This window comes from Thalassobaculum sp. (assembly GCF_040219615.1).
Taxonomy (GTDB): domain Bacteria; phylum Pseudomonadota; class Alphaproteobacteria; order Thalassobaculales; family Thalassobaculaceae; genus Thalassobaculum_A.
Genome location: NZ_JAVJSE010000010.1, coordinates 218,093 through 234,202 on the forward strand (window position 1 = coordinate 218,093; position 16,110 = coordinate 234,202).

At 70.6% G+C, this 16,110-nt stretch carries 16 protein-coding genes; 5 read left to right on the plus strand and 11 right to left on the minus strand.

Annotated elements, in window-relative coordinates; genetic code table 11:
• Positions 1-3: 3 nt before the first annotated feature.
• A complete protein-coding gene (locus RIC31_RS05735; RefSeq protein ID WP_350104097.1) occupies positions 4-936 on the minus strand; it encodes a 2-hydroxyacid dehydrogenase in 933 nt (310 codons plus the stop codon).
• Positions 937-964: 28 nt separating this feature from the next.
• The gene (locus RIC31_RS05740) at positions 965-1,897 is read right to left on the minus strand and encodes a 2-hydroxyacid dehydrogenase (protein ID WP_350104100.1); all 933 of its coding nucleotides are present in this window, start codon (positions 1,895-1,897) and stop codon (positions 965-967) included.
• 182 nt (positions 1,898-2,079) lie between these two features.
• On the opposite strand from RIC31_RS05740, the gene clpS reads away from it, so the two are divergent.
• Positions 2,080-2,385 (plus strand): ATP-dependent Clp protease adapter ClpS, encoded by a 306-nt coding sequence (clpS, locus tag RIC31_RS05745; protein WP_350104102.1) that lies wholly within the window; start codon positions 2,080-2,082, stop codon positions 2,383-2,385.
• Between the two features lie 3 nt (positions 2,386-2,388).
• Here clpS and RIC31_RS05750 read toward each other — a convergent pair whose 3' ends face one another.
• The 6 genes from RIC31_RS05750 to RIC31_RS05775 form a co-directional block, all read right to left on the minus strand.
• On the minus strand, positions 2,389-4,032 hold the full coding sequence (locus RIC31_RS05750; protein WP_350104105.1) for an ABC transporter ATP-binding protein: 1,644 nt from the start codon (positions 4,030-4,032) through the stop codon (positions 2,389-2,391).
• Positions 4,032-5,096 (minus strand): ABC transporter permease, encoded by a 1,065-nt coding sequence (locus RIC31_RS05755; RefSeq protein ID WP_350104108.1) that lies wholly within the window; start codon positions 5,094-5,096, stop codon positions 4,032-4,034. Before RIC31_RS05755 ends, RIC31_RS05750 begins: the two co-directional genes overlap by 1 nt.
• 2 nt (positions 5,097-5,098) lie before the next feature.
• Positions 5,099-6,184: a microcin C ABC transporter permease YejB gene (locus tag RIC31_RS05760; protein WP_350104111.1), complete on the minus strand. Its 1,086-nt coding sequence runs from the start codon at positions 6,182-6,184 to the stop codon at positions 5,099-5,101.
• Between the two features lie 28 nt (positions 6,185-6,212).
• Complete coding sequence (locus tag RIC31_RS05765) at positions 6,213-8,078, minus strand: extracellular solute-binding protein (protein ID WP_350104113.1); 1,866 nt, start codon at positions 8,076-8,078, stop codon at positions 6,213-6,215.
• A gap of 133 nt (positions 8,079-8,211) precedes the next feature.
• Positions 8,212-8,580, minus strand: coding sequence for a MarR family transcriptional regulator (locus RIC31_RS05770; RefSeq protein ID WP_350104116.1), 369 nt, complete (start codon positions 8,578-8,580; stop codon positions 8,212-8,214).
• 97 nt (positions 8,581-8,677) lie between these two features.
• Positions 8,678-10,063 carry a leucyl aminopeptidase family protein gene (locus RIC31_RS05775; RefSeq protein ID WP_350104119.1) on the minus strand — a complete coding sequence of 462 codons (1,386 nt, stop codon included), beginning with the start codon at positions 10,061-10,063 and terminating at the stop codon, positions 8,678-8,680.
• A gap of 113 nt (positions 10,064-10,176) precedes the next feature.
• On the opposite strand from RIC31_RS05775, the gene RIC31_RS05780 reads away from it, so the two are divergent.
• Both RIC31_RS05780 and RIC31_RS05785 read left to right on the plus strand, forming a co-directional pair.
• On the plus strand, positions 10,177-10,830 hold the full coding sequence (locus RIC31_RS05780; RefSeq protein WP_350104121.1) for a glutathione S-transferase family protein: 654 nt from the start codon (positions 10,177-10,179) through the stop codon (positions 10,828-10,830).
• A 184-nt stretch (positions 10,831-11,014) separates the two neighbouring features.
• On the plus strand, positions 11,015-11,407 hold the full coding sequence (locus tag RIC31_RS05785; protein WP_350104123.1) for a VanZ family protein: 393 nt from the start codon (positions 11,015-11,017) through the stop codon (positions 11,405-11,407).
• Between the two features lie 32 nt (positions 11,408-11,439).
• Here the strand turns inward: RIC31_RS05785 and cbiB are convergent, their stop codons facing one another.
• A complete protein-coding gene (gene cbiB / locus RIC31_RS05790) occupies positions 11,440-12,402 on the minus strand; it encodes an adenosylcobinamide-phosphate synthase CbiB (protein ID WP_350104125.1) in 963 nt (320 codons plus the stop codon).
• A 71-nt stretch (positions 12,403-12,473) separates the two neighbouring features.
• Between cbiB and RIC31_RS05795 the strand changes: the two genes are divergently transcribed.
• Entirely contained in the window at positions 12,474-13,463 is a 990-nt protein-coding gene (locus RIC31_RS05795) for a DMT family transporter (RefSeq protein ID WP_350104127.1), read from the plus strand.
• Between the two features lie 213 nt (positions 13,464-13,676).
• On the plus strand, positions 13,677-13,910 hold the full coding sequence (locus tag RIC31_RS05800; protein ID WP_350104129.1) for a hypothetical protein: 234 nt from the start codon (positions 13,677-13,679) through the stop codon (positions 13,908-13,910).
• A 137-nt stretch (positions 13,911-14,047) separates the two neighbouring features.
• Here RIC31_RS05800 and leuD read toward each other — a convergent pair whose 3' ends face one another.
• A complete protein-coding gene (gene leuD / locus RIC31_RS05805; protein ID WP_350104132.1) occupies positions 14,048-14,665 on the minus strand; it encodes a 3-isopropylmalate dehydratase small subunit in 618 nt (205 codons plus the stop codon).
• A gap of 24 nt (positions 14,666-14,689) precedes the next feature.
• Positions 14,690-16,087 (minus strand): 3-isopropylmalate dehydratase large subunit, encoded by a 1,398-nt coding sequence (leuC, locus tag RIC31_RS05810; protein ID WP_350104134.1) that lies wholly within the window; start codon positions 16,085-16,087, stop codon positions 14,690-14,692.
• Positions 16,088-16,110 lie beyond the last annotated feature (23 nt).

The following is a 16,110-nucleotide window of genomic DNA, read 5'->3' on the forward strand; positions in this document are numbered from 1 at the left end:
CCCTCAGTAGCCCTTCGCCGGGTCGATCAGGCCGATCGGCGGCTCGCCAGCGCGGACCCGGCGGATGTTCTCCACGAACGCCCGGGTCGCGGTCACCGGGTTGATCTCGCTGGCGATGTGCGGGGTCAGGTAGATCCGCCGGTCGGCCCAGAACGGATGGTCCTTCGGCAGCGGCTCGGTGCCGAACACGTCGAGGGCGGCGGCCGCCAGCCGGCCGCTGTCGAGCGCCGCCGTCAGGTCCGCCTCCACCAGGTGACCGCCGCGCCCGACATTCACCAGCAGCGAGCCCGGCGGCATCAGCTCGAACAGCCCGGCGTTCAGGATGCCGGCGGTCTCGCCGGTCAGCGGCAGCAAGCAGACCAGCACGCTCGATCCCGCCGCCAGTTCGCGCAGGCCGTCCGGGCCGTGGTGGCAGGCCAGGCCGTCGATGCTCTTCGGCGAGCGCGACCAGCCGGCCGCCTGGAAGCCGAGCCCCTGCATGGCCTTCGCCACCGCCTGCCCGAGGTGCCCGAGGCCGAGCACCCCGACCCGCACCGCGTCGGCGTCGAACACCACCCCGGTCGGCCAGGTCGGCCCGGCGCGCAGTTCCTCCAGCCAGTCCATCCGGCGGTGCCAGCGCAGCACCGCCAGGGTGACGTGATGCACCATCGAGCGGCCCATCCAGGGATCGACCACGCGCGCCACCGGGACCTGCGCCGGGCGCTGCGGGTCGGCCAGGATATGGTCGACCCCGGCGGCCATGGACTGGATCAGCTTCAGGTTCGGGAAGCCCCGGTACAGGCCGTGCGGCAGCTTCCAGGTGATCGCCACCTCGACCGCCGCCGGATCGTCGACCGCGTCCAGGCCGCGGGCGTCGAGCTCCGGCGCCTGCCGCTTCAGCTCCTCGGCCCAGGGCGCGGAATCGTCGCCGGCGACATGGACCAGGATCACGCCCATCTGCCAGGCCCCTCGGTCCCGGTGCCCGTCAGTACTGGCGGTCCGGGTCGACCTCGTTGATCGGCTTCTCGCCGGCGAACACCCGGCGGATGTTCTCGGCGACCTGGTCGGCGCCGCTGTCGGCGTTGGTCTGGGCCGAGACATGCGGCCAGACCTGGACCTTCGGATGGGTCCAGAACGGGTGCCCGGCCGGCAGCGGCTCGGTCCGGAACACGTCGAGGGAAGCGCCCGCGATATGCCCGGAGTCGAGGGCCGCCAGCAGGTCGTCCTCGACCAGCTGGCCGCCGCGGCCGGAGTTCACCACGAAGGCGCCCTTCGGCAGCCTGGCGAACAGCGACGCGTCCATCAGGTCGGTGGTCTCGGGGGTCAGCGGCAGCAGGCCGCACAGGATGTCGGTGCGGGCCAGGAAGGCGTCGAACTCCTCCGGGCCGGCGTAGCTCGTCACGTTCGGGATCGACTTGCGGGTGCGCGACCAGCCGGCGACGTCGAAGCCGAGGGCCGCCACCGTGGTCGCCGCCTCGGCCCCGAGCGCGCCGAGCCCGAGGATGCCGACCCGCCGGGTCGAGGTCTCGGGCGCCGGCAGCGGCTTCCACTCCCGGCGGCGCTGCAGTTCCTCGTACTCCATGCCCTGGCGGTGGAAGCGCAGCACCTGCAGCAGCACCCACTCGGCCATGGCCCGGCCCATCCACGGGTCGACCAGCCGGATGATGTGCGGCCCGCGCGGCAGCTCCGGGTCGGCGAAGATGTGGTCGACACCCTGCCCGAGCGAGCAGATCGCCTTCAGGTTCGGAAACTGCTTGAGGAACCCGGGCGGCACCTTCCAGACCAGCGCGAAACCGATATCGGCCGGGTCGCCGATCTCCGGATAGGCCCGGAAGTCGACGCCGGGAATGCGCTCGGACAGCGACTGGCGCCAGGCCTCGGCGGAATCGTTCGGGGAGCGGAAGAGCACGGCCGGCATGAGTGACTCGCGAGAAATGAGCGGACGATGCCCCGACCTTATGGGCGCGACGCGGCGATGTCGACGCCCGTGGTGCAGTGCAGCGGACGACGGCCGTCGCCGAGCGGGGCTTGAGCCTGCCGGACCTTCGGCGCGATAGTCGACGTCCAGCACGGGCAGCGTCATCGACCGGAGGTGCGGCGGTGAACGAGACCGACATCAAGCCGCGGACCGAGGCCAGGCCGAAGGTCGAGCGACCACGCCTGCACAAGGTGATCCTGCTGAACGACGACTACACGCCGCGCGAATTCGTGGTGAAGGTGCTGTCGGCCGAGTTCCAGATGGGCGAGGACCAGGCCCACCGGGTGATGATGACCGCCCACCGCAAGGGGGCCTGCGTGGTCGCGGTCTACACCAGGGACGTCGCCGAGACCAAGGCGTCGCGCGCCACCGAGGCCGGCCGCCGGAAGGGCTACCCGCTGATGTTCACGACCGAGCCGGAGGAGTAGCGGTCAGCCCCGCACCGCCCCGGCCTCGGCCGCCTCCAGGTCGAAGGCGGCGGCCATCAGCGCCCGGGTGTAGGCCTGGCGCGGCGCGCCCATCACCGCCTCGGTATCGCCGGCCTCGACCACCTTGCCGTCCTTCATGACGATCACCCGGTGGGCCAGCGCGCGCACCACCTTCAGGTCGTGGCTGATGAACAGGTAGGCGAGGTCGTGGGCCGCCTGCAGGTCGCGCAACAGATCGACGATCTGGGCCTGCACGCTCATGTCCAGCGCCGAGGTCGGCTCGTCCAGTACCAGCAGCTTGGGGCGCAGCACCATGGCGCGGGCGATCGCGATGCGCTGGCGCTGGCCGCCGGAGAACTCGTGCGGGTAGCGGTCGCGCATCGCCGGGTCGAGGCCGACCTCGCGCAGCACCGCGTCGATCCGCCGGTCCTTGTCGGCCTCGGCCGCCAGGCCCAGCTCGGCCGGCTCGTGCACGTCCAGCCCCTCGCGCACGATCTCGGCGATCGACATGCGCGGGCTGAGGCTGCCGTAGGGGTCCTGGAACACGATCTGCATGTCGCGGCGCAGCGCCCGAATGTCCCGGCGGTGCACGCCCTGGATCTCGCGCCCCATGAAGGCCAGCCGGCCGGTCGACTTCTGCAGCCGCAGCAGCGCCAGCGCCAGCGTGGTCTTGCCGGACCCCGACTCGCCGACCACCCCCACGGTCTCGCCGGCCCGGACCTTCACGTTGACCCCGTCGACCGCCTTGATATGGCCGACCGTGCGCTTCAGCAGGCCGCGCTGGATCGGGAACCAGACCCGCACGTCGGAGGCCTGCAGCACCGTGCGAGCGCGGTCCGCCACCGGCTCCGGATTGCCCTTGGGCTCGGCCGCCAGCAGCTTCCGGGTGTAGGCGTGCTCCGGCTCGGTGAACACCCGCTCGGCCGGTCCGTGCTCGACGATCTCGCCCTCGGTCATCACGCACACCCGGTCGGCGATCTTGCGGACGATCCCGAGGTCGTGGGTGATCAGCAGCAGCGCCATGCCGAGCCGGCGCTGCAGGTCGCCGAGCAGGGCGAGGATCTGCGCCTGGATGGTGACGTCGAGCGCGGTGGTCGGTTCGTCGGCGATCAGCAGGTCGGGCTCGTTGGCGAGCGCCATGGCGATCATCACGCGCTGGCGCTGGCCGCCGGAGAGCTGGTGCGGGTAGGAGCCGAGGCGGCGCTCCGGGTCCGGGATGCCGACCAGCTCCAGCAGTTCCACGGTGCGGGCGCGCGCCGCATCGCCGCGCAGGCCCTTGTGCAGGGCCAGGATCTCGCCGATCTGCTTCTCCACCGTGTGCAGCGGGTTCAGCGAGGTCATCGGCTCCTGGAAGATGATCGCGATCTCGTTGCCGCGGATCCGCCGCAGGACGGGCTCCGGCGCGCCGATCAGCTCCTCGCCCTTCCAGACGACGCTGGATCCTTCGCCATGGCTCGCCGCCGGATAGGGCAGCAGCTGCAGCACCGACAACGCGGTCACCGACTTGCCGGAGCCGGACTCGCCGACCAGCGCCACGGTCTCGCCCGCGCGGATGTCGAACGACACGCCGCGCACCGCCCGGTTGTCGCCGAACGCCACCGACAGGTCGCGGACCTCGAGAAGCGCTCTGGTGTCAGCGTCGGCCATCAGCGGAAGGTCTTTCGCGGGTCGAAGGCGTCGCGCACCGCCTCGCCGACGAAGATCAGCAGGCTGAGCATGATCGCCAGGGTGAAGAACGCCGTCAGCCCCAACCACGGCGCCTGCAAATTGTTCTTGCCCTGGCTCAGCAGTTCGCCGAGCGAGGGCGAGCCGGGCGGCAGGCCGAAGCCCAGGAAGTCGAGGCTGGTCAGCGCGGTGATCGAGCCGTTCAGGATGAACGGCACGAAGGTCAGGGTGGCGACCATGGCGTTCGGCAGCATGTGCCGGAACATGATCACCGTGTCGGACACCCCCAGCGCCCGCGCGGCCCGCACGTAGTCCAGGCTGCGGGCCCGCAGGAATTCGGCCCGCACCACCCCGACCAGGCTGGTCCAGGAGAACAGCAGCATCAGGATCAGGAGGCTGAGGAACCCGGGCACGATCACCGACGACAGGATGATCAGGATGTACAGCGTCGGCATGCCGCCCCAGATCTCGATGAAGCGCTGGAACGACAGGTCGAGCAGCCCGCCGTAGAAGCCCTGCACGGCACCGGCGGCGATGCCGATCGCCGAGGACATCAGGGTCAGCAGGAGCCCGAACAGCACCGAGATCCGGAAGCCGTAGATCACCCGCGCCAGCACGTCGCGCGCCTGGTCGTCGGTGCCGAGCCAGTGCCGGCCGTCCGGCGGCGACGGCGCCGGCCGGTCCAGGGCGGTGTCGATGGTGGCGTAGGAGAACCGGATCGGCGGCCACAGGATCCAGCCCTTCTCGGCGATCAGCTCCTGCACGAACGGATCGGTGTAGACCGCCTCGGTCGGGAAATCCCCGCCGAAGGCGGTCTCCGGGTAGACCGTGGTCACCGGGGTGTAGAGGCCGCCGTCGTAGACCACCAGGATCGGCCGGTCGTTCGCCAGCAGCTCCGCGAACAGGCAGAGCGCGAACAGGCCGAGAAACACCCAGAGCGACCAGAACCCCCGGCGGTTGCGCCGGAAGTTCTCCCAGCGCCGCCGGTTGATCGGGGTCACCGCGAAGCCGAGGAAGCGGGAGGTGGCGGCGGGGCCGGTGTTCAAGATCAGCTCTCCCGCGCCTCGAAGTCGATCCGCGGATCGATCACCATGTACATGATGTCGCCGACCAGGTTCAGCAGCAGGCCGAGCAGGGTGAAGAAGTACACGGTCCCGAACATCACCGGATAGTCGCGCTCCAGGGCCGCCTGGAAGCCGAGCAGGCCGAGGCCGTCGAGCGAGAAGATCGTCTCGATCAGCAGGGCGCCGGTGAACAGCACCGACACGAAGGCCGCCGGGAACCCGGCCACCACCAGCAGCATGGCGTTGCGGAACACGTGGCCGTACAGCACGCCGCGCTCGCCCAGCCCCTTGGCCTTGGCGGTCAGGACGTACTGCTTGTTGATCTCCTCCAGGAACGAGTTCTTGGTCAGCATGGTCAGGCTGGCGAAGCCGCCGATCACCATGGCCGTCACCGGCAGCACCATGTGCCAGAGATAGTCGAGCACTTGGTCGACCGGCGTCATCGTCGCCCAGTCGGACGAGACCAGGCCGCGCAGCGGAAAGATCTGGAAATAGCTGCCGCCGGCGAACAGCACCACCAGCAGCACCGCGAACAGGAAGGCCGGGATCGCGTAGCCGACGATGATCACGGCGCTGGTCCAGATGTCGAAGCGCGTGCCGTCGTGCACCGCCTTGCGGATGCCGAGCGGGATCGAGATCAGGTACACCAGCAGGGTGGTCCAGATCCCGAGCGAGATCGACACCGGCATCTTCTCCAGCACCAGGTCGGTGACGCCGCGGGCCCGGAAGAAGCTGTCGCCGAAGTCGAACACCAGGTAGTTGCCCATCATCTGGATGAAACGCTCGTGCAGCGGCTTGTCGAAGCCGAACTGCCTCTCGAGCTGGGCGATGAGCTCGGGGTCCAGGCCGCGGGTGCCGCGGGTCCGGCCGTCGTCGGACGACTGCTTCCCGACGGTGTCCGACTGCTGGCCGGTCAGGCCGCCGACCGCGTCGCCGCGGCCCTCGAGCTGGGCGATGATCTGGTCGATCGGGCCACCGGGCGCGAACTGCACGATGGTGAAGTTCAGCACCATGATCGCGACCAGCGTCGGCACGATCAGCAGCAGGCGTCGAACGATATAGGCGATCAAACGCTGTCTCCCCGCCCCACTGCGACCGCTACTTCCTGCCGGTCCGGCGCCACGCCTCGATGTCGGCCACCTTCGCCGGATCGACCCACCAGGTGTCGGGGTAGCCGAGGCCGTATTTCGGTGCGACCGCCGGCTTGCCGAACTTGTTCCAGTAGATCAGGCGATAGGTCTCGCTGTGGAAATGCGGCACCACGTAGAAACCCCACAGCAGCACCCGGTCGAGCGCCCGGGTCGCCGCCACCAGGGCGTCGCGGTCGGGCGCCCGGATCACTTCCTCGACCAGGGCGTCCACCACCGGGTCCCGGACGCCGATGACGTTGCGCGATCCCGGCAGGTCGGCCATGCCGGAGGTCCAGTAGTCGCGCTGCTCGTTGCCGGGCGACTGCGACTGCCCGAACGAACCGACGATCATGTCGAAGTCGAAGTCGCGCACGCGGTTCTGGTACTGCGCCGGATCGACGTTGCGGACCGTCGCCCTGATGCCGAGCTTCTCCAGGTTGGCGACGAACGGCAGGGCGATGCGCTCCATCCCGGACTGGGTGACCAGCAGGATCTCGAACGCCAGCGGCTGGCCGTCGGCCTTGCTCAGCACCCCGTCCTTCACCGACCAGCCGGCATCGCGCAGCAGCTTGAGCGCGGTGCGCAGGTTCTGGCGCGGGTTGCCGGAGCCGTCGGTCTTCGGGACCGTGAACGCCTCGCTGAACAGCTCGGGCGGCAGCGTGTCGCGGAACCGCTCCAGCAGGGCCAGCTCGGCGCCCGTCGGCAGGCCGGTCGAACCGAGCTCGGAGTTGTCGAAGTAGCTGTCGCTGCGGGTATAGGCGTCGTACATCAGCGCCTTGTTGGTCCACTCGAAATCGAAGGCATAGCCGATCGCCTCGCGCACCTTGCGGTCCTGGAACACCGGCCGGCGGGTGTTGAAGACGAAGCCCTGCATGCCGGCGACGTTCTCGTGCGGAACCTCCTCCTTGACGACCATGCCGGCCGACAGCGCCGGGAAGTCGAAGGCGGTGGCCCAGCGCTTCGACGAGTTCTCCAGCCGCAGGTCGAAGGCCCCGGCTTTGAGCGCCTCGGTGGCGACGTCGCGGTCGCGGAAGTACTCGTAGCGGATGGTGTCGGCGTTCCAGCGGCCGCGCATCGCCGGAACCTCGCGGCCCCAGTAGTCGTCGACCCGCTTGTAGGTCACCGAGCGGGCCGACTCGTAGCCGTCGAGCCGGTAGGGGCCGGATCCCAGCGGCGGGTCCAGCAGCGGTGCGGCGAAGTCGCGGCCCTCCCACCAGTGCTTCGGCAGCACGGCGATCTGGCCGAGGATCAGCGGCAGCTCGCGGTTGGTGACGTCTTCCCTGAACACGAACAGTACCCGGCGCTCGGACGTCGCCTTCACCTCGGTGACGTCGCCGTAATACGCCCGGTAGAACGGCGCGCCCTTCTCGACCAGGGTGTTGAAGGTCCAGACCACGTCCTCGGCGGTCACCGGCCTGCCGTCGTGCCACGTCGCCTCGGGCCGCAGGTTGAACGCCACCCAGGACCGGTCCTCGGGCATCTCGATGCTCTCGGCCAGCAGGCCGTATTCGGTGAACGGCTCGTCCTGGGCGTGCTCGGTCAGGGTGTCGTAGATCAGGCTGATCCCGGCGGCGGACTGCCCGCGCAGGACGAACGGGTTGAAGGTGTCGAAGCTGCCGCTCGCCTCGCTGACGATGGTGCCGCCCTTCGGCGCGTCGGGATTCGCGTACTCGAAATGCGTGAAGTCGGGCCGGTATTTCAGGTCGCCGTGCATGGCGACCCCGTGCGCCGGCGGCGCGCTGCGCTCGGCGGCCGCGGCGGGGCCGATGGCAGGCGACCCGAGGGCGAGGCCCAGGACCAGGACGGCGGCGGCGCGAAGACGGGCTGTCGGCATCGAGACCCTCATGTCACGGGAACCCGGGGGATCTTACACCCGGGGGATCTTACACATGGTGTCTGTGACCGGAAGATGGCGCGGCCCTGTCCGATCGGACACCCGCCGGCTTGTGATCAGCCGAAATCCCCGTTCAGCCGAGATCGCCGGGCTCGAGGCCGTCGAGCACCCGCTCGGAGCCGCGCACCAGTTCGGCGAACTCGGACAGGAACACCGAGCCCTTGACGGTGCGCTGCACCAGCACGCTGCGGCGGTCGGCATCGTCGACCTTGCGCCGCAGGAAGCCGAGATCGCCGAGCCGGTCGAGCGCACGGGTGACCGCCGGCTTGGAGATCCCCATGGCCTCCGCCAGGCCGCGCACGGTATGCGGCGGCGGCGTGAGATAGGCCGTCAACAGGATCGCCATCTGCCGTGCCGTGAGGTCGGGCCCGTCCCGCCGCACGCTCGCGACGGTCGCCAGACGCCACAGGTTCAACGCCCGGTGCTGCTCCGCCGCCTGCATGCCGCCCCTTTTAGCGCCCCAAACTGCCCGCGACCATGGTCGTTACGCGAGCGAACCGAGCATACTCGCCCGGCGATCGTTTCGAAACCGCAAACCGTTAGCTGCCGAATCGTTGCTCGATCATACGGAAAGCGCTGCGCATTGCCATGGCCTCGCCGCCCTCCGGCCGGCCGGGCCGGTCCCGGGTGTTCCAGGCCATCAGGTCGATATGCGCCCACCGGGTCGTCGGCGAAACGAAATGCTCGAGGAACAGGGCGGCGGTAATGGCCCCGGCGAACGGCGCGCTGCCGGTGTTCGAAAGGTCGGCGATCTTGGTCTTCAGCATCGCCTTGTAGGGCGCGTGCAGGGGCAGCCGCCAGACCGGATCGTCCTCGGCCAGGCCGCAGCCGGTCCAGTCGGCGGCGACCGAATCGTCGTTGCTGAACAGCGCCGGCAGGTCGGTGCCGAGCGCCACCCGGGCGGCCCCGGTCAAGGTGGCGTAGTCGAGCAGCAGGTCGGGCTTCTCGGCGTCCGCCTCGGCCAGGGCGTCGCACAGCACCAGCCGGCCCTCGGCGTCGGTGTTGCCGATCTCGACGGTCAGGCCCTTGCGGGTACGGATCACGTCCATCGGCAGAAAGGCGTCGCCGGAGATCATGTTCTTGACCGCCGGCACCAGGACCCGCAGGCGGACCTTCAGCCCGGCGTCCATGATCATGCGGGCGAGCCCCAGCACCTGGGCCGAGCCACCCATGTCCTTCTTCATGGTCAGCATGCCGCTGGACGGCTTGATGTCGTAGCCGCCGGTGTCGAAGCACACGCCCTTGCCGACCAGCGTGACCTTCGGATGCGACGGGTCGCCCCAGGTCAGGTCGATCAGCCGCGGCGCGTCGGTGGCGCCGCGGCCGACGGCATGGATCGTCGGATAGTTCTTCTTCAGGAGCTGGTCGCCGACCAGCACCGAGAACTTCGCCTTGAACTCCTTGGCCAGCGCCTTCGCCACCTCCGCCAGTCGGGTCGGGCCGAGATCGTTGGCGGGCGTGTTGACCAGGTCGCGGGCCAACGCTGTGCCGGCGGCGGCGCGCTCGACGTGGGCGCGGTCGGCGCCCTTCGGCCAGACCAGCTCGGCCTCGGCCGCCGGCATCGCGGTGTAGCGGTCGAACCGATAGGTCGCCAGCGCCCAGCCGAGAGCGGCGCGGGTGGCGTCCGCCGGCTCGATCGCGGTGTCGATCGCGTAGCGCCCGGCCGGCAGCGAGCCCGGCAGGCCGGCATAGTCCCACAGGCCGGTGCGTTCGACCGCCTCGACGCCGAGCAGCACCCGCGCCATGCCGCCCTTGTCGTCCGGCAGCAGCGCCACCTCCCCGGCCTTGGCCTTGAACCCGGTCGCCCGCACCCAGGCCGCGGTTCGGCCGTCGGCGGCCGCCAGCCAGGCGTCGAGCCCGGACGCGGCGATCGGGGTGAGCGGGACGGTTCCGGCGGTCGCCCGCCCGACGAGATTATAGGCCACGGGATTCTCTCCGTTTTCGCGGCAGCTGCGCGACCGGTATAGCGTCCGGGGCTCGACGCCGACAAGCGAGGTGCTTACATGAGAGCGTCAAGGAGCGAGGGAGGAGTGTCGCCGTGACGGAGTTCACCCTGGTCATAGGCAACAAGAACTACTCGTCATGGTCGCTTCGGCCGTGGCTTTCATTGCGCCATGCGGGCATCGAATTCGACGAGATCCTGATCCCGCTCGACGATTCCCGCACCAAGGCCGAGATCCTGAAGCACTCCGGATCGGGCCGGCTGCCGGCGCTGAAGCACGGCGACCTGACGGTCTGGGACAGCCTGGCGATCTGCGAATACGCCGCCGAACTGCGGCCCGAGGCCGGGCTGTGGCCGGACGACCGGGGCGCCCGCGCGGTCGCCCGGTCGCTGTCGGCGGAGATGCACACCGGGTTCGCGGCCCTGCGCTCCAACATGCCGATGAACATCCGGTCGCGCTTTCCCGAGGAGGGGCGCAAGCCGGGGGTCAAGGAGGACATCGACCGGATCACCGCGCTGTGGCGGCAGACCCGTTCCAGGTTCGGCGCCGACGGCCCGTTCCTGTTCGGCCGCTTCACGATCGCCGACGCGATGTTCGCGCCGGTGGTCTCGCGGTTCCGGACCTATGCGGTCGCCCTCGGCGACGTCGAGCAGGCCTACGCCGATGCCGTGTGGGGCCTCGCCGCCATGAAGGAATGGGCGAAGGCAGCCGACGACGAGCCGATGGTCATCGACTCGTCGGAGTTCTGAACGCCCGGCATCCCGGGCGAGCCCTGGAGTCTCGCCATTTTCGGTTGGATTCCCTAAGCTGCCTCCAGGACATGCGCTGTGAGGGGGCAGGGTGTCGGTCGAGTCGGATGGTCTCAGTGCCGCCCGTCGGGCGATAGATCGCCGCAAGCGACGGGAACGGCGCCGCAGACGGCGGTCGCGCCGGATGCGCGGGCGAATCGTCTGGGCGGCCGCCTATGTCGCCGGGCTCAACCTGGCGGCGTGGTTCAGCCTGGAGACCCCGGCCGAACTGCTGACCTGGGACCACATGGTGCAGGTCGACAAGTTCCAGCACCTGGTGACCTTCCTGATCGCCACGCTGGTGGCGATCCCGCTGCTCGGGCGCTGGATCAGCGCCGGCATCCTGGCGATCGTGCTGATGAATGCCGGGCTGGTGATCGAGATGCTCCAGGCCTTCGACCCTTCGCGCAACGCCGACGTCGCCGACTTCGTGTTCGACCAGGCCGGCGTGGCGCTCGGCTGGCTGCTGGCGATTCCGTTCCGGCGCTGGCTCGAGCGGATGCGGGAAGCCGGTTCGGCCCCGCTGCGCGGCGGCTGAGCCACCGCCCGCGGCCACGACCCGGCCCGCGGTCAGGTCAGGGCCGCCAGCGCGACCGCCAGCACCGCCAGCCCGGCGCAGGCACGGCGGAACAGCGACAGCCCCCGCCGGATATCCTCCGGCGTCGCCTCGGCCCGGCCGTCACCCATCCAGGCGTCCTCCACCATCGCCCCGTCATAGCTGCGCGGTCCGGCCAGCCGCAGCCCGAGCGCACCGGCGAACGCCGCCTCCGGCCAGCCGGCATTGACCGAGCGGTGACGGTCGGCGTCGCGGCGCACCGCCTGCCAGGCCGCCGCCGGCTCGCCGTCGGGGATGGTCCAGGCGGCAGCCGTCACGAGCACGGCGGACAGCCGGGCCGGCAGCCAGTTGGCGAAGTCGTCGAGGCGCGCCGCCGCCCAGCCGAACTGCCGGTGCCGGTCGGTGCGGTGACCGATCATGCTGTCGGCGGTGTTCAGCGCCTTGTAGGCCAGCAGCCCCGGCAGGCCGCCGACCAGATACCAGAAGGCCGGCGCCACCACCCCGTCGGAGAAGTTCTCGGCGGTGCTCTCGATGGCCGCCCGGCACACCCCGGCGGCATCCAGGGTTGCGGGATCGCGCCCGACGATGGCCGCGACCGCGTGGCGGGCCCCGCCGAGACCGTCGCGCAGGAAGGCGTCGGCGACCGCGGTGACGTGGTCGTGCAGCGAGCGCTGGGCCAGCAGGATTCCGACGACCGCCGCCTCCAGCAGTCCGCCGAGCCATCCCAGGCGGTCGAGCACGCCGGACAGCACCGCACCGGCCGCGACGGCCGCCACCAGCACCGCCGCCAGGGCCGCGATCCCGCGGTCGCGCCGGCGCGACGGCGGATCCCCGTCCCGGTTCCAGCGGCGGTCGAGCCAGCCGATCAGCCGGCCGGCCAGCGCCACCGGATGCGGAACGCGCCGCCACAGCGCCTCGGGGTCGCCGACCAGGGCGTCGAACGCCTGGCCGAGCAGCAGGATAACGGCGCGATCCACGCAAACCCCCTCACGGCTGGTTCGTCGGCAGGTTCGGTACTACGCTCACGCGGTCCCTGTCCACGGCATCCATGACCCCCGCCCCCCTCAATCCCACCCCGATCGTCCCGACGGTCACCGCCAGGCATCCGGCCGGCCGCGATCCGATCGGGCATCTTCCCGGCCCGATGCGCGTGGCGATCTGGATGACGCTGGCCGGCCTCGCCTTCTCGGCCATGGGCGGGCTGATCAAGTTCGCCGCCCGCGACCTGCACCCGTTCGAGGTCGCGTTCTTCCGCTGCTTCTTCGGGCTGGTGTGGATGGTCCCCTGGCTGCTGCGCCGCGGGCCGTCGGCGCTCAGGACCGCCAAGCTGCCGCTGTATGCCGCGCGCGCGGTCATCGGCCTGATCGGCATGCTCGCCGGCTTCTACGCGCTGCGCTACATCGCGCTCGCCGACGCCACCGCGCTCAGCTTCACCGCCCCGCTGTTCGCCACGGTCGGCGCCGCCGTGGTCCTGCGCGAGACGGTGCGCCGGCGACGCTGGACGGCGACCGTGCTCGGCTTCGTCGGCGTGCTGATCATCCTGCGGCCGGGGGTGACGGCGGTCGATCCGGCGGCGCTGTGGACCCTGCTGGCGGCGGCGACGACGGCGGCCAACGTGCTGATCGTGAAGCGGCTGACCGACACCGAGCCGACCGAGGCGGTGGTCACCTGGATGGTGGTGATGATGACGCCGATGACCCTGCTGGCGGCGCTGCCGTTCTGGGAGACGCCGAGCCCGACGCAACTCGGCATCATGGCGGCGATCGGGCTGTGCGGCACCCTCGGCCACCTCGCCGTCACCCGCGGCTTCGCCGCCGGCGAGGCCAGCCTGGTCATGAGCTTCGACTATCTCAAGATGCCGTTCGCCGCCGTCATCGGCTGGCTGGCCTTCGGCGAGCTGCCGACCCCGTGGACCTTCCTCGGAGCGGCGGTGATCGCCGGATCGGCCGCCTATATCGCCCATCGCGAGGCGGCGCTGGCCCGCGCCCCGGCCGGCCGCCGGGCGGCCGGCGAATCCGACGACCAAAGCGCGTCATAGCGCGAACTTCTTGCAATTCCTGGGTGTTTTCGATTGCCCTGAAACGAGCTAGGCCCGGAAGGAAAACCTTCCGGGCCTATTTGTACTCGCGTCTCGAACCGGGCATCAGGTGGGGAGAGGGGGACGTGCCCCAGTCCGAAAGCACTTTGACTATAGGCCCTCCTGTTGTAAGGTCAATCAGAAATTTTTGTTTCCGTTCGGAAGGCGATAGCGATGCAGCGAAGGGTCTTCACCCGACGTCGCCACGCCGAGACGAAAGCCCGACGCCGGCTGCGTCTCTGCGCCTGGGTCGGGGTTCCAGCGACGTTAACCATAATTGCAGTCGAAGCCTTCGGTAACGCCGGTCTGCCGGCCGCCGGGGCCTCGGCTTTCGCGGTCGTGGCACTGGCCTACAGCACCTCGGTGTACCGGGTGCACGACCTCACGGGCGAGTGGCAGTTCTTCTGACACGGCTTCCGAAGGCAAACGCCCGTCGGCCTCGGGAACGCCGGAGGCCGCTCCGACAGTTCGACCGCACGTCGACGGCCGCGACGCCCGCACGCTTTACATTCTGAAAGTCCGGAAGCGTATCGGGCTGCTGAACCTCAGGCGGCGGGCGCCCGCCACGGCCGCGCGCGGCGGTCGTCCCGCTCGAAGGCGGCGATCGCGTCGGCATGGGCCAGCGTCAGGTCGATGTCGTCGGTCCCCGCCAGCAGGCAGCTTCGATGGAAGGCGTCGATCTCGAACGGCACCGGCGCGGCGTTCGCCGGCCGCACGGTCCGGGTCTCAAGGTCGACGGTCAGCGGCGCCGACGGGTCGGCCTCGGCGATCGCCCACAGCCGCTCGACGGTCTCGATCGGCAGGCGGATCGGCAGCAGACCGTTCTTGATGGCGTTGGAGTAGAAGATGTCGCCGAAGCTGGGGGCGATCACCACCCGTATGCCGGCGTCGACCAGGGCGTAGACCGCGCCTTCGCGCGACGAGCCGCCCCCGAAGTTGCGGTCGGCCACCAGGATCGGGGCGCCGGCCCAGCGCGGGTCGTTCAGCGGGAAGCCCGGCCGCAGGCCGCCGTCGGCGTCGCGCCGGACGTCGTGGAACAGGTAGTTGTCGTAGCCGTCGCTGCGCGGCTTGCGCAGGAACCGGCCGGGCAGCAGCTGGTCGGTGTCGACATTGGCCAGCCGCAGCGGGACCGCCGGGGCGGTCAGGGTTCCGAACGGGGTCATGCCAGATCCCTCACGCCAAGTCCCTCACGCCAACTCCCTCACATCGGTGAGCCTTCCGGTCACGGCCGCCGCCGCCGCCATCGCCGGGCTCATCAGGTGGGTGCGCGCGCCCGGCCCCTGGCGGCCGCGGAAGTTGCGGTTGGTGGTCGAGGCGCAGCGCTGCCCGGGCGCCACCATGTCGCCGTTGGTGGCGGCGCACATCGAGCAGCCGGAATCCAGCCACTCGGCGCCGGCCGCCGTGAACACCCGGTCCAGCCCCTCGGCCTCGGCCGCCCGCTTCACCGCCGACGACCCCGGCACCACCATCAGCGGCACCGCCGCCCGCCGGTCCTTCAGCACCGCCGCGGCGGCCCGCAGGTCGCCGAGCCGGGCGTTGGTGCAGGAGCCGATGAACACCCGGTCGACCGCGATGCCGCTCAGCGGCGTGCCGGGCGCCAGGTCCATGTAGGCGAGCGCCGCCTCCAGGGTTGCCCGCCGCCCGGCATCCGGCTCGGCCGCCGGGTCCGGCACCGTGGCGGTGACCGGCAGCGCATGCTCCGGGCTGGTCCCCCAGGTCACGGTCGGCGCGACCGCCGCGGCGTCGAGTGCCACCTCCCGGTCGAAGGCGGCGCCGGGATCGCTGGCCAGGCTGCGCCAGTCGGCGACCGCGGCGTCCCAGTCGGCGCCCTGCGGGGCATGGCGGCGGCCGTGCAGCCAGTCGTAGGTGGTGTCGTCGGGCGCGATCATGCCGGCCCGGCCGCCGGCCTCGATGGTCATATTGCAGACCGTCATGCGCGCTTCCATCGACAGCGCGCGGATCGCCTCGCCGGCGTATTCGACCACATGGCCGGCGGCCCCGTCGGCGCCGATCCGGGCGATCACGGCGAGAATCAGGTCCTTGGCGGTGACATGGGCCCCGAGCCGTCCGTCGACCGTGATGCGCAGGGTGCGAGGCCGCTTCTGCCACAGTGCCTGGGTCGCCAGCACGTGGGCGACCTCGGACGCGCCGATCCCGAAGGCCAGCGCCCCGAAGGCGCCGTGGGTCGAGGTGTGGCTGTCGCCGCAGACCAGGGTGATGCCGGGCTGGGTCAACCCGAGTTCGGGGGCGACCACGTGCACGATGCCCTGGTCCGGGTCGTCCAGGCCGAACAGCCGCACGCCGTTGGCCGCGGCATTCTGTCCCAGCAGCCGGATCATGGTGGCGATCTCGGGGTCGCGGGCGCCGGCGGCGCGGTCGCGGGTCGGCACGTAGTGGTCGGCGACCGCGAAGGTCAGGTCCGGGCGCCGCACCTTGCGGCCGGAACGCGCCAGCTTGTCGAAGGCATGGAACGAGCCCTCGTGGCAGAGATGACGGTCGATCCACAGCAGCGCCTGGCCGTCGTCGCGCTCGACGATGCGGTGCTGGCGCCAGATCTTCTCGAACAGGGTGGTGGGCGATGTCATGGCAGGAGGGTAGCGGGTGCGCG